The organism is Vibrio breoganii, assembly GCF_001677275.1.
Lineage (GTDB): Bacteria > Pseudomonadota > Gammaproteobacteria > Enterobacterales > Vibrionaceae > Vibrio > Vibrio breoganii.
This window is the reverse complement of the sequence record NZ_CP016178.1, coordinates 1047712-1060820: the sequence shown is the minus strand read 5'-3', so window position 1 is coordinate 1060820 and position 13109 is coordinate 1047712. Positions and strand designations below refer to the sequence as shown.

Here is a 13109-nt window from a genome sequence, read left to right as displayed (position 1 = left end):
TGGCTGGTGATTCATACATCTTCTTTTACATTGCTGTAACTTAATGATTCTTTGCAAGATTCCTCATTTTTATCGAGTAAATCGCAATTAGTTGTAAGAGCCTCACTTAAATGAGTATGGTAGTCTTACTTTGCTTTAATGCTGTAAGGAAACCGATGAAGTGATCCTCAGCGATTGAATTGTTAACTGCCACCTAACTTGGAAATGCCCGTGACTGCACATAAAGAATTCTTCTCAACCTTTACTCAATTAACTCCAGAGCTTTGGAACAAGCTATATCAAGATATCGTTGAGTTTCGCCAATTGTTTAACCTTCCAATCAACACCGGCATCGAAAGCGACAAGCTATGCCATTTGCACTCAAACCTAATGATTGAAGAGTTGACTGAACTCGCACGAGCAACCAACAAAGAAGACCAAGCTGATGCAATTACCGACACTGTGTACGTTGCGGTAGGTCGCGCAGTGCATGCGGGCCATGAAGCGTTAAATGATACGACGACCGCCCGTCAGGTAGATGTACTTTTGAATGTCGCTAAAACCTTAAACATCCCATTCGAGCAATGCTGGGACGCGGTGCACGCTAGCAACATGAGTAAAGCAGCGCTTGATGAGCAGCAGGCTAAAGAAACTGTGGAAGTGTATTCCGCAAAAGGGGTAAGCGCGGATTACAAATTGAAGAATGATAAGTACATCGTGTTTTGTAATCAGGATTCGGTAGCTACTGATGGCGTGATGATTAAGGAAGGGAAGATCCTTAAGAATAAGTATTATGAAGCGGTTGATTTGAGTTTTGTGGGGTAGGGAAAAATTGTGCACACTAAGATACTGGATAGCTACTTCGTAGCTTCCAGTATGACGTGAATTTGGAACTTGATGCACAGTGGGGTTCGACCCCAAGTACAAAAGCCCGAAAAGTCGTCATCCTGAACTTGATTCAGGATCTTAGGTACGACAAGGTTGAGTATTGTGCACACTAAGATACTGGATAGCTACTTCGTAGCTTCCAGTATGACGAGAGTTTGGAACTTGATGCACAGTGGGGTTGGACCCCAAGTACAAAAGCCCGAAAAGTCGTCATCCTGAACTTGATTCAGGATCTTAGGTACGAAAATGTTGAGCATTGTGCGTACTAAGATACTGGATAGCTACTTCGTAGCTTCCAGTATGACGTGTGTTTGGAGCTTGATGTGCAGTAGGGTTGGCCCTCAAGTACAAAAGCCTAAACAGTCGTCATCCTGAACTTGATTCAGGATCTTAGGTACGAAAATGTTGAGCATTGTGCGCACTAAGATACTGGATAGCTACTGCGTAGCTTCCAGTATGACGGGGTTGGGGTGCAAGACTTCGCTAGAACGTCATCTAAGCATTACTAAAGTATGCACTTCTCTGAACTAATACGAGAAATCCTCTTTAAATCTACTCCCATTTGATTTCTTAGACCTAACCTCAAAATAGTCACCTATTTGAGGCAATCCAGTGAAAGCTCCCTGTGTTTATATTCTCAGCTCCATCAATAGAAAGGTTCTGTACATTGGAGTTACAAGCAACCTAAAAGGCAGAGTGTGGCAACATAAAAGCCATTACTTCCCAAGCTTCACTTCTCGTTACCATGTGACCCGTTTGGTTTACTTTGAAGTCCATGATGAAATGGAACATGCAATAGAGAAAGAAAAGAAGTTAAAGTTTTGGAGAAGGTCTTGGAAGGACGCATTGATTACAGAGATGAATCCAGAGTGGAATGATCTTTATGAGACGTTGTGAAGGTTGGTGGCAAATAACCGTTGTTCAACTAGAGTCATCCTGAACTTGATTCAGGATCTTGGGTACGAAAAGCCTGTGTATTGTGCGTCTCCAAGATACTGGATAACTACTGCGTAGTTTCCAGTATGACGATTGAGGTGCAAGGTTTCACTAGAACGTCATCCTGAACTTGATTCAGGATCTTAGGTGCGAAAAGACTGCGCATTACACGTCTCTAAGATACTGGATAACTACTGCGTAGTTTCCAGTATGACGATTGGGGTGCGGTTTCACTAAAACGTCATCCTGAACTTGATTCAGGACCTTAGGTACGAAAAGATTGGGCATTGTGTGTCCCTAAGATACTGGATAACTACTACGTAGTTTCCAGTATGACGGTTTGAAGTGCGATGCATCGCTATAGCGTCATCCTGAACTTGATTCAGGATCTTAGGTGCGAAAAGGTTGAGCATTGTGCGTCCCTAAGATACTGGATAACTACTGCGTAGTTTCCAGCATGACGATTTGGGGTGAGAGGTTTCGCTAGAAGGTCATCCTGAACTTGATTCAGGACCTTTGGTACGAAAAGACAGTGTATTGTGTGTTGCTAAGATACTGGATAACTACTTCGTAGTTTCCAGTATGACGGTTTAGGGTGTGAGGTTTCGCTAGAAGGTCATCCTGAACTTGATTCAGGATCTTGGGTGCGAATAGATTGAGCATTGTGCGTCCCTAAGATACTGGATAACTACTGCGTAGTTTCAAGTATGACAACTTTTGGGGCGAGGCTTCAGTATAGTTACTTAAACCTAAGCCTCCACTCACAACTCAACAGTAGTAATCTTCATCCCATCAACCTTTTCACCAAGCTCAACCTCCAGCTCATCCAGCCAAGCATATCGCTTGGTATACAAACGGCGCTTGTTCTTCTTCAAAGTAGAAGGATCTTTACGCTCAGGAAATGCAGGGATGTCATAACGATACTTATCAAGTTGCACAGCACCATACTCTGCCCACAACTCATCATAATCAAAGGTGACCGCTTTATTCTTCGAGCCTTTATAGCGAAGTGCTTGATAGATGTGACCTTTATTAGACACCCCAACAAACTCTGTCACACCTAGCGACTTTCCAAACATTAAAGCCAGTTCTACCATCAGTGCTTTAGGACGCAAGCCATGGAAAGAACGAGTGAGAGTCTTGATGACTTGATTTCGATCTTCTACTTGCTCGCTTGGCCCTTTCAACGCGCCAATGTGCATGGTTTTTGTTGGGCTGGTGGATAGGTTAAATGTGATTGAGTAAATCGTTTGACCAAGGTCGTTGATTAGGCGAAGGCCCAGAGAACCCTCACGCATTTCGCCATCAAAGATGATCAGTGTAAATTGATTGCCCTTTGAGTCTGTTAGCTCGCTCAGTGGTAAACCACCCTCACCAAAAGCTTGTTTAATGGAACTATCGAATGTGGAATTGAGCAAGTTAAAGTGCTGCTCAATAAGCCTCATGCGCTCACTCACAGGAATATCAACAAACAAGTAAGGCTTGAGAGCTTTTTCTAGAAGACGTGGCTTTTGCTCAACGGCGCTGCGGAATAAGCCATTACTGGTTAGTGAAGCAATGCGGGTAAACGTGGAATGATAGACTTTACTCAATACAAAGAACCGAGCTTTTAGCCAAACACTCTTAAGTGTCTTATCCGTAGAGTAATGCAGTTGCGATAACTCTAGTTCAGGCATTGTGCTTTCTAGCTCGTCAGTAATCATAAAGTCTATCCTTACTTTAGTGCGATGGAATCAGATGTGCCTATACAAAATATTTAGAGAAAGCTCTCAGTGTTTAGGCAAAGTTATTTTGAGCAAAGTGCTTTCATCCGAATGATGTTGGTCCAGTGTAGAAACCCGTGGTCAGTCACATACTCAACGTTCACCATAGAAGCGCCCGTTGGACATTGCTGCATCACTTGAGCGTAAGCGTCGTCCACATAGTCAGTATCAAATGCAAAGCCCATCACGACAGTTTGAGAGGTCTCAACCTCGACCGTTTGTGGGTTGTTCAAATGAACACTTGGGTCATTGCTCACCTGCGACATATGAACGCTACTACTACAAGCAGCCAAGAAGAACGGTAATAGAAGAATTAACTTTTTCATCATTACGCCTTATTGCAGTAACCAGTTGCGATGATTTCACGCTTGAAGAACAACACATAACCTGTGGTCTGGTGTTTGGTCATGACGCCTTCGATTTTTCCGTCAGTACATTGCTGCTTAAGGTTGGTCACGGCTTCATCAACAATATCGTTGTTAAAGTTGATACCAATGAAGTTCCAGTCAGATGCAGAAGCGGTAACCGCTTGATCACGCTGGGCTGGTACAGAAGTGAGAGAAACAGTATTTAGACCTACACAGCCCGAAAGTGATGCAGTCGCAATGGCTAGTAAAAGGGTTTTCTTGAACATGGTATGAATTCCTACTTGATACAGTAACCGTCAACTCGAACCACCTCGCCACTGACAGTGCCGAAATTAGTGGATTCGCGAACAGATGTTAGGCCGGTAAGGTTATGAGATGGGCATTGAGCATCGACTTGCTGCATGATTTTGTCTGCATAAGCGTCATTGTAAACAGGGTTACCGGTAGTTGGTCCCATGTTCATCAATGCCAAAACAGTCGCGACAATCTCCATATTTTCTGAAGCACGCTCACTAGTCGCAACCTCAGAGCCAATGCGCGCGGTTTCTGCTGCATCAAAACCAAACTCATTCACCTTGATGCTAATAGGTGTTAACTCACCTTGCGTCTGGTCAATATCACTGAGTTGTACATGGTGCAATTGCGAGCAAGCGCTAAGAGAAGCAACGCCTATACCCAACAATGTGAGTTTCAAAACTTTCATCGAACGTTTCCTATTTGTGCGCAAAAGTGGCGCGCATAGTAAATGGATGTTGATAGCGATGGAATGCAATACGTGGCAATAAATGTAACGAACTATTTGTATGATAAATAGTGCTCATCTTGGGAAGTAATTGTTCGTTTTTGGAAAAGGGGGGAATGTCATCCTGAGGAAGGTCAGGATCTTAGGAGCGAAAAGTCTGCGCATTGTACGCCTCTAAGATACTGGATAACTACTGCGTAGTTTCCAGCATGACGGTTTGTTTGGGGTTCGACAATTCGAGTGCGAGGTTTCGCTGCAGCGTCATCCTGAACTTGATTCAGGATCTTAGGTACGAAAAGGTTTAGCATTGTGCATCTCTAAGATACTGGATAACTACTGCGTAGTTTCCAGTATGACGGTTTGGGGGTGCGACGGTTCAAGTGCGAGACTTCGCGAAAACGTCATTCTGAACTTGATTCAGGATCTTAGGTACTACCGCAATCAAACAATGACAAGAATGCCAAAAAGTATGAGATTTCTGGAAATAACCCCAAGCATGCAACGCTGAAATTCGAGTTTTCATCCATGGCTTTTAACCTTAAAGTCCCAGCCAAAATGAAAAGGACTTCCGCGTGAAAACTCAACCTGCACCAGCTCAAACTCAATTCGAAGAAAATACCAACCCAGTTTTAAAGCACATCTATTCTGTAACGCAGCAGTTCAGCGTTTACATACTGAGCTCAGTCAATGATGCGTTGCTCTACATAGGGCAAACGGAAAACCTGCAGTCAAAGGTTTGGTTACATAAAAAGAGAACAACCGATCACTTAGGGCTGACGATTTTTGAGCAAAAACTGGTATATGTGGAGCAGTTCGACAACGTTGTGGATGCGCGCAGTCGGGAGCAGGAGTTAACTATGTTGCCGGAGATTGATTTGAGAAAGATTATTACGACTAATAATCCTAATTGGGAAGATTTGTTTGAGTTCGTTTGAGGTGGTGGATTGATATGTTGGTCAAGCTGACGGCCAATATCTAGACCCCCGATAAAAGCCCTCGGGGGTGACGGTCCTTGGGTTCGATTGTTGTCTGCGAGCACATCGTCGTTTCGGAGTGTTTTTATTGAGTACCTGATGTTTTCTTTAATATTCAGATCCTCGACCGGTGTGCCGGCCCAGAAAAGCGCTCGAGGATGACTAGTTTGAGCGTTATGCTTACATCTATGATTAGTGCTAGTTAGGTGAATATTAGCCCCAACTCCGTCGTTCCCGAGCGCTCCTATCGGGAACCTAGCAGTTATCAAAAACAACCGATTAACCAAAGTACACCACAATGACCAAACACCCCTGCGTATACATCCTCTCATCACCGAACAAAAATGTTCTCTATATTGGTGTCACATCCAATTTGCCTGCTAGAGTTTGGCAACACAAAAGCAAGGTGGTTGAAGGCTTCACACACAAATACAACGTATCTAAGCTAGTTTATTACGAAACTTACAATTCAATGGAATAGGCAATCACGAGAGAAAAGCAACTGAAGACATGGAATCGATCTTGGAAAGAGCATCTTGTGGTGAAAACGAATCCTGAATGGAAAGATTTATATGAGGAACTCTTTTAAGTATCCACTAAATACCAGCATATACTCCAGGCTAAACAATAAGCCGCAAATCGATGTGCCCTTTTTAGCGTGTATTCAAGCCTTACTATTACGCACAACAAACACTATTTTTAATCTATAGCTAAACACAAGTCATGACAATATCGAGCAATTTCGCTATTTTAGATAAATCACTAGATCCCATTAAGGTCAGTTCGTATGAACTCTAATCCAGAGCGCTGGAAGCAACGATTACAAAACCTACAGAAAGCAAACATTAGGCTTAAAAAAGCGTGTTCTCAAGAAAGCTACAATGAACTGGAAGTGGCTGGATTAGTGCAAACGTTTGAGTTTTCATTTGAACTGACATGGAAAACACTCAAGGACTTATTGGTCTATGAAGGCTTTGACGTTGCCTCTCCTCGAAGTGTTATCCGAACAGCTTTAGAAGCTAAACACATCTCGTCTGAGCAGTGCGAAACTTTACTTCAAGCATTGATGAAGCGTAACTTGCTCACTCATACCTATGATGAAGAGAATGTACTTGAGGCTCAAAAATTGATCCTTGAGGACTTTTCTCCAGTGATTGCATCGGTCGTTGAATATCTAGGGAATAAATGTGCTGAAGAATAATATTGAAGCTCATAGCCTTGGGCTGAAACCCCATCAATTAGCACTAGTCCTCGAAGCGTTACATGACGTTCGTGGTATAAAAAAAGCGACTATTTTCGGCTCAAGAGCACTAGGTACATATCAGGATAATTCAGATATCGATATTGCAATCGAGGGGGAGGCGCTCTCAATTGATGCTGTCGCCCTGGTCACAGATAAGCTGGAGTATTCATCTCTGCCATTTAATGTCGATGTTGTAATCAAGCACAAGATTAAATCTAAAGAGTTGCTAGAACATATAGAGCGGTTTGGTTGCGTTATTTTAGAACCCTAGTTATCACGCTAGCCTGAATGCCTCCTAGATCAAGATTAACCTCTCTTCCCACCCTTCAACCCAGGAACACATCATTTGTTGTTAGTAGAACGAATCAAGTCGGCAATAGAAGACAAAACATACAAACGCGGCGTGGCACTTGCTAATAAAGGCAAGGTGGTCAATGTGCAGACTAAGGGCTCAACGGTAATGGGTGAAGTGCTGGGTACTCATCGATATAGCGTGGCGCTAGATGGCGGGGCTCATCTGTATGGGACTTGTACTTGCCCTGCGGCTGATTTTCAAGCCATTTGCAAGCATATGGTTGCGTTGGCAATAGTTCATGAGCAGGGTTCATCTAACAATCTTCCTAGCCTTGAGAACTGGTTAAACAAAAGATCAAAAGCCGAGTTGCTTCAATCCTTGGTTGAAGTGATAGAGCAAGATGAAGCGTTACACACCATTTGGCATCAGAAAATGGAGCTTTCTTTAAACCCACCGTCTGAGAAAGAACTTAAAAAACTCATCACTAAAGCCTTACCGAAACGGAATATTTGGGATTATCGAAAGGTTGCTATCTATTTTCAAAATGCGACAGAACAACTTCAAGCACCTTTAGATGTTGCAAAGTCTCTGGAGTCCGAGGTTAGGTTAGAGTTTTTTGGTGCACTTATGAATCGATTGGGTTTGGTCTTGTATCAAGTCGATGATTCTTATGGGTATCGCCTTGAGCTAGAACACAGCGTCAGGGAAGGGTTTAGGCAGAGTTATAGTGGAATCACTTGGGACAATCATCAAAAAGCGAAATGGTTGGTAAATGAGCTAACTAAGAGCAGTGAAATGTACGCTGAGGTGTTACAGCAAGCTGTCGAGAGTGATACCCAAGTTCGAGATTTGTTCCTTTCCTCATGTGTATCCAAACTAGAGTCAAACGTAAAACTAAATGATGAAAGCCGACGACTGCTGATTCGCATATTGATAGATGGTGCAGCGTCATGGCAAGAGGAAGTCAAGTATAAGGCTTTGATTGCTAAAGACTGCAGTGATTATTTACACCTAGCTGAAATCTGTCTCAAACATGATGAAGAGCTAGACGCTGAAGATTGGTTACTCCGTGCAAAGCATAAAATCTCTGATGATTTTGACCTGCAATGTTGGAACGAAATGGAGCTACAGGTCCTACATGCCCTAGGCGATGTAAAACACGCTTGGCAAAAAGCGATGGCGAACTTTGTGTCCAAACCTAACTGTGAAGCGTGGCAGCGGTTGCTCAATAGTAGCGAATTATTGCACGTAGACTTATTCGACAAGAAAAATGAAATTGAAAAATCAATTCTGCGTTGTCTCGATTTAGTCGCAAACAATGCTTTAGAGTCTGAAATAAAACAGGTGCTTATTTTGTTTTATCTACACTTTTCACAACCAGAAAAAGGCAAGCACTACATTGGTCAAAACCATGAAACTCCAGCTGCACAAAAGCTTGGTTTAGCATTGCTAATTGATGAGACTGACTATGCGTTAAGCTTGCTCGATAAGAGTATTACTAAGGATATCCAACGGGGTACCAAAACCAATTATCACTGGGCTGATAAAAAGCTCGATAAGATTTACCAACAGATAAAGTCCAACGCTAGGGTGCTTGAAGTTTTTAGTGAGTATAAAGCGAACCTTGAGCAACTACATAAACGCAAAACTACATTCATTAAGCTTCTTCATGCGAGAGACGATTACTACGTTCCTAATAAATAACGCAAAACTGCAAATTTCCGTCATCCTCGAGTGCCCCTATCGAGGTTCTGAGTAATTCAGGAGGTGAAGAGGTCTCCGACCAGTGTGCTGGCCCAGAAAAGCTCTCGGAGACGACGGTGGTGTTGCAGGTTTTTTTATGTCTAATAGGATTTTACGGATTGCCGAAGTAACGCGAAACAGCAATTTCCAGTCATCCTCGAGTGCCCCTATAGAGGATCTGAGTAGTTCAGCAGTTGAAGAGGTCTCCGACCAGTGTGCTGGCCCAGAAAAGACCTCTGAGACGACGAAGGTATATGGAGTGATCTCCCCATCAACCAAAACGCTCTTTCATCTTCTCAATAAACAAAGCAACCATTTCTTCAGGTAATGCATTAATCCCTGCAGCAGCTAGCCTGCCACCGCCCGTTGGAAACTGGGAACATACATAATCAGCGCCTTCCCTATTTGTTAAAGGGCTTCTAACACTGACCATATAAGACTCACCACATGGGTTTGCAGTTAAAACAGCAATGGCCTTATTTGGAAACTCATTAGCAAGCCAATTCCCATATGTGCCACTTATGCGCCTTGCCCATGCTTGGCTCGGAAGTTTATATATCTCTATATGCTCGGTAGAGGAGGTTGCTCGAATTGATCTCACGTTATTCCAGTCGTGATCAAACCCTGATTTTAACTGGTGAAAAACACCATCGGTTTTATCTTTGAGGCGTAACGGGTTTGGGTGTTTTAATAGCGACTCAAACAAGTATTTAGGGTGGAAGTGAAGATCTTCAATCGAACCGCCATAACCGTTGTAATTGATCAGTGTCCCTAGCTGCTTGAGAAAATCAATGTCCTCATGGGCTACGCCGTGTTCCAAAGCTAGAGCAGTTGCTTCTTTTGATAGGTTATCACCAAAGGCTCCAACACAAGCCCATAGATAGTGAGTGTTATTGAGGAGTAGGTTGATGAGCAGGCTAGTACAAACATCTGAAGAGGTATCTAAAAGAGATTTTAGATGGGCTGAGATTGGCACTGGCCCTGTTCTATGATGGTCACAGTAGAAAATATCTACGTTTCTGTTTAGTAAAGCCTGCAAGAAAGTCTGGTTTTTCTCCATTGAGATGTCTAGCACAGTCACTGACGAAACGTCTTCTTTGTCGGCAACTTGTTGCAGCAACTGAATATCTCGCTTTACGCCGGTGATGAGTGTCGAGTCTTTGAAGGTATTGAGCCTAAGCTGCAACAGAGCGCAAATCCCATCTGCATCACCGTTAAACACGTCATAATGCTTGGAGCGTTTAGACATAGCCGTTATCTCGTAAGTATTGAACGACTTGCTCCGCGCTTTCTTCAATAGATTGTTGATCAGTTTTTAGATGTATTTCGGCTGATTGCGGTGCTTCATAGTCTGACGTGAGGCCGGTGAAGTGTTTTATTTCGCCTTTACGTGCTTTATTGTATAAACCCTTAGGATCTCGTAGCTCACAAGTTTCTATCGGCGTATCTACGAACACCTCGATGAACTCATTCTCAGGTAAAAGTGCTCGTACTTGTTCACGATCTGCAATAAAAGGGGATATAAAGGCGGTGAGTACTAGGCTGCCAGAATCGACAAACAATTTGGCGACTTCACCAATACGTCGGATATTTTCAATTCGATCTTCGTCTGAAAAACCCAAATCACTATTGAGGCCATGGCGCACATTGTCACCATCCAATAAATAGCTGTGTATAGAGAGTTGATTGAGTTTTAGTTCAACGGCGTTAGCTATTGTCGACTTCCCCGAACCACTAAGGCCAGTGAACCACAATACAGCAGGCTTATGTCCTTTAAGCTTCTGGCGCTGTTCTCGGGTAACCGATGCCTGATGCCATACGATGTTTTGGTTTCCCATGACTTTTGTATTTCCTTATGTGTTGTTTTGAATGCCTAAAGATTCGTGCGTCCTAAGATTCAGTCGGACTGTCATTCCAGGCAAGTCCATATGACGATCTAACGTGACATTAACACTCTATTTTTACCCGTCATCACCGACTTAATCTAGGATCTTTGGTGTAACTAAACGTAAATCTGTGCGCTTTAAGACGCATCATCCAGATTCCCGCTAAAAGCCTGCGGGAATGACGTATAATTTGTGTCGAGTACGTCAGTTCCAGTTATTGTAGCGAGAAGGGTGACGCTTTCCCCCGCTCGTCATCCCCGAGTGCTTTTCTGGGCCAGCATTCTTATCGGGGGATCTCTTCACCCACGTCATTCCCGCTAAAAGCCTGCGGGAATGACGTATAATTTGTGTCGAGTACGTCAGTTCAAGCTGTTGTAGCGAGAAGGGTAAGCTTTCCCCCTGCTCGTCATCCCCGAGTGCTTTTCTGGGCCAGCATTCTTATCGGGGATCTCTTCACCCACCAGATTCCCGCTAAAAACATGCGGGAATGACGGTATTGTACTTTCGTCCCAGAACCTAAAACTTACAGCTTGTAGCTTGTAGCTTGTAGCTATATTCAGAGCCCAAAAAAGTGCTCTATCGCAAATATCGCAGTAAAACTATAAATCACACTAATCGGCGCCCCAATCTTCACAAAGTCCGATAGCTTGTACTGCCCAGCATTAAACACCATCAAATTCGTTTGATAGCCATACGGGCTAATAAAACTAGCACTGGCCCCAAATGCCACCGCCATTACAAACGCAGTCGGGTTTGCATCTAGGCTCAGCGCCAAAGAATAAGCGATAGGGAAGGTGACGGCCGCCGCTGCGTTATTGGTGACTAATTCAGTAAGCAACAAGGTTGAAAGAAACACAAACACCAAAGCCAAGTGCGGACTGACTGTGACATTATTCTGCGTTAATAAGTATTCTAAATGCTCAAACAAACCACTGTTTTGTATCGCAAATGACATCACAATCGCCGAGGTGATGATAAGCCATATATGATAAGGGAAGCGTTGGGTAACATCGTTAACCGTGAGTACGCCAAAGCACAGCAATACACCAAACAATAAAAGCATAGCCTTAAACAGCGACACTAAACCTAGCGATGCGGTAAGCAGAGCCACCACAAATCCAAACAAGGTGGCTTTTTCGCCTAGTCCTTGTATTTTGTTTTCTACCGCAATATCACTAAGTAAAATAAAGTGTTTTTGAAAGCTTGGTGCTAGTGAGGGTGGCTCTCCTGCTGTGAGCACCAAGTAGTCGCCAGCTTTGAGCTTTACTTCACCGAGTTTGCCAGATAAGCGCACGCCATTTCGTTTTATAGCTACCACTCCGGCATTAAAGGTTTGTCTAAAATTGCATTCTTTTAATGAGCGATTAACCAATCGACTTTGAGGTAGCAGTATGGCTTCAACAAAACTGTGTGAGGCCAAGCCTTCTTTATCAGCGAATATCTCCAACCCATTGTAATGTTTGAGCTGCGAAACCTTAGAGACATCACCATTAAAAAACAGGCGATCATTGCTTTGCAGCACCTCGGTGGGAGACACAGGGCTGATGATGTTCCCATCGCGCTCCATTTCAATCAGAAATAGCGACTCCATATGGCGCAAGCCGTTCTGATTGATGTCTTTACCAATCAAGGCAGAGCCTGCGGTAACACTCGCTTCGATGAAATAACTATCGCTAACGGGCGCATTAGTTTCGTTACTAGGTAAGAATCTCACTAACAAGGTCAACATCAAGCCACAAGCCACCACCACACATAAGCCAACGGCGGTAAAGTCAAAGAATGCCAGCGGTGGTAAGTCAGTATCAATAAGAAGGCTGTTAACAATCAAATTGGTCGAAGTGCCAATCAGCGTTAATGTGCCTCCAAGTATTGCCGCGTACGACAAGGGTAGAAGCAACTTAGTAGCACTGTGATGTGGGTTATTGCGTATTGGTGATAGCAGGCTCGATACAACCGCAGTGTTATTCAAGAAAGCCGAGAACACCACAGTAAAGCCAAACAGACGAGCGAAGGTTGTCCCGTAGCTCGGACGGATGACGTATTGCGCCATAATCCTGAGTACGCGGGTTTTTTCAAGGGCAATAGAGCATAGCATTAGCAATATCAGGGTCAGCAGGCCCTGGTTAGAGCCTGCGTTAATGACCTGTTCGCTAGAAACTAAATCCAAAGAGAAGAGTGTCAGTAAGGCTAAACCAAACACTCGTGCTGGATGTTTCTGGAAACGAATCAGCGCAATAATGGTGGTAACAAATACCACCAGTACAATGCTACTTTGCAAGCTAATGCCCATTG

13 protein-coding genes and 1 pseudogene are annotated in these 13109 nt (G+C 43.6%); 7 read left to right on the top strand and 7 right to left on the bottom strand.

Annotated elements, in window-relative coordinates; genetic code table 11:
- The first annotated feature begins 210 nt into the window (after positions 1–210).
- Together A6E01_RS17665 and A6E01_RS17660 are read left to right on the top strand one after the other, a co-directional pair.
- Positions 211–804 (top strand): nucleoside triphosphate pyrophosphohydrolase family protein, encoded by a 594-nt coding sequence (locus A6E01_RS17665; protein ID WP_017029525.1) that lies wholly within the window; start codon positions 211–213, stop codon positions 802–804.
- 675 nt (positions 805–1479) lie between these two features.
- Complete coding sequence (locus tag A6E01_RS17660) at positions 1480–1764, top strand: GIY-YIG nuclease family protein (RefSeq protein WP_017028531.1); 285 nt, start codon at positions 1480–1482, stop codon at positions 1762–1764.
- An 800-nt stretch (positions 1765–2564) separates the two neighbouring features.
- Here A6E01_RS17660 and A6E01_RS17655 read toward each other — a convergent pair.
- From A6E01_RS17655 to A6E01_RS17640, 4 genes are all read right to left on the bottom strand, one after another.
- Positions 2565–3506, bottom strand: coding sequence for a VirK/YbjX family protein (locus A6E01_RS17655; RefSeq protein WP_065210876.1), 942 nt, complete (start codon positions 3504–3506; stop codon positions 2565–2567).
- Between the two features lie 83 nt (positions 3507–3589).
- Positions 3590–3895 (bottom strand): putative periplasmic lipoprotein, encoded by a 306-nt coding sequence (locus A6E01_RS17650; RefSeq protein ID WP_237334531.1) that lies wholly within the window; start codon positions 3893–3895, stop codon positions 3590–3592.
- On the bottom strand, positions 3895–4200 hold the full coding sequence (locus A6E01_RS17645) for a hypothetical protein (RefSeq protein WP_017028528.1): 306 nt from the start codon (positions 4198–4200) through the stop codon (positions 3895–3897). The genes A6E01_RS17650 and A6E01_RS17645 overlap by 1 nt, the downstream gene beginning before the upstream one ends.
- Before the next feature lie 11 nt (positions 4201–4211).
- Entirely contained in the window at positions 4212–4637 is a 426-nt protein-coding gene (locus A6E01_RS17640; protein ID WP_017028527.1) for a hypothetical protein, read from the bottom strand.
- A gap of 611 nt (positions 4638–5248) precedes the next feature.
- Here A6E01_RS17640 and A6E01_RS17635 point away from each other — a divergent pair.
- The 5 genes and pseudogenes from A6E01_RS17635 (at position 5249) to A6E01_RS17620 (ending at position 8892) form a co-directional block, all read left to right on the top strand.
- On the top strand, positions 5249–5611 hold the full coding sequence (locus A6E01_RS17635) for a GIY-YIG nuclease family protein (protein ID WP_017028525.1): 363 nt from the start codon (positions 5249–5251) through the stop codon (positions 5609–5611).
- 337 nt (positions 5612–5948) lie between these two features.
- Positions 5949–6239: pseudogene (locus A6E01_RS21080) on the top strand (GIY-YIG nuclease family protein).
- Positions 6240–6437: 198 nt separating this feature from the next.
- Entirely contained in the window at positions 6438–6851 is a 414-nt protein-coding gene (locus tag A6E01_RS17630; RefSeq protein WP_017028524.1) for an HI0074 family nucleotidyltransferase substrate-binding subunit, read from the top strand.
- Positions 6838–7164 carry a nucleotidyltransferase family protein gene (locus A6E01_RS17625; RefSeq protein ID WP_017028523.1) on the top strand — a complete coding sequence of 109 codons (327 nt, stop codon included), beginning with the start codon at positions 6838–6840 and terminating at the stop codon, positions 7162–7164. The genes A6E01_RS17630 and A6E01_RS17625 overlap by 14 nt, the downstream gene beginning before the upstream one ends.
- A gap of 75 nt (positions 7165–7239) precedes the next feature.
- Complete coding sequence (locus tag A6E01_RS17620; RefSeq protein WP_065210875.1) at positions 7240–8892, top strand: SWIM zinc finger family protein; 1653 nt, start codon at positions 7240–7242, stop codon at positions 8890–8892.
- Positions 8893–9202: 310 nt separating this feature from the next.
- Here A6E01_RS17620 and A6E01_RS17615 read toward each other — a convergent pair whose 3' ends face one another.
- The 3 genes from A6E01_RS17615 to A6E01_RS17605 all read right to left on the bottom strand — a co-directional run bounded on the left by A6E01_RS17615 (position 9203) and on the right by A6E01_RS17605 (position 13107).
- On the bottom strand, positions 9203–10180 hold the full coding sequence (locus A6E01_RS17615; RefSeq protein ID WP_065210874.1) for an acetyltransferase: 978 nt from the start codon (positions 10178–10180) through the stop codon (positions 9203–9205).
- Entirely contained in the window at positions 10173–10769 is a 597-nt protein-coding gene (gene cysC / locus A6E01_RS17610) for an adenylyl-sulfate kinase (RefSeq protein ID WP_065210873.1), read from the bottom strand. The genes A6E01_RS17615 and cysC overlap by 8 nt, the downstream gene beginning before the upstream one ends.
- Positions 10770–11373: 604 nt before the next feature.
- Positions 11374–13107: an SLC13 family permease gene (locus A6E01_RS17605; RefSeq protein ID WP_065210872.1), complete on the bottom strand. Its 1734-nt coding sequence runs from the start codon at positions 13105–13107 to the stop codon at positions 11374–11376.
- Positions 13108–13109: the final 2 nt, after the last annotated feature.

Bases quoted from the DNA above. Each gene is read 5' to 3' on its own strand.
- A6E01_RS17655 (WP_065210876.1), bottom strand. From the start codon at position 3,506: ATGATTACTGACGAGCTAGAAAGCACAATGCCTGAACTAGAGTTATCG.
- A6E01_RS17650 (WP_237334531.1), bottom strand. From the start codon at position 3,895: ATGATGAAAAAGTTAATTCTTCTATTACCGTTCTTCTTGGCTGCTTGT.
- A6E01_RS17645 (WP_017028528.1), bottom strand. From the start codon at position 4,200: ATGTTCAAGAAAACCCTTTTACTAGCCATTGCGACTGCATCACTTTCG.
- A6E01_RS17640 (WP_017028527.1), bottom strand. From the start codon at position 4,637: ATGAAAGTTTTGAAACTCACATTGTTGGGTATAGGCGTTGCTTCTCTT.
- A6E01_RS17630 (WP_017028524.1), top strand. From the start codon at position 6,438: ATGAACTCTAATCCAGAGCGCTGGAAGCAACGATTACAAAACCTACAG.
- A6E01_RS17615 (WP_065210874.1), bottom strand. From the start codon at position 10,180: ATGTCTAAACGCTCCAAGCATTATGACGTGTTTAACGGTGATGCAGAT.
- cysC (WP_065210873.1), bottom strand. From the start codon at position 10,769: ATGGGAAACCAAAACATCGTATGGCATCAGGCATCGGTTACCCGAGAA.
- A6E01_RS17605 (WP_065210872.1), bottom strand. From the start codon at position 13,107: ATGGGCATTAGCTTGCAAAGTAGCATTGTACTGGTGGTATTTGTTACC.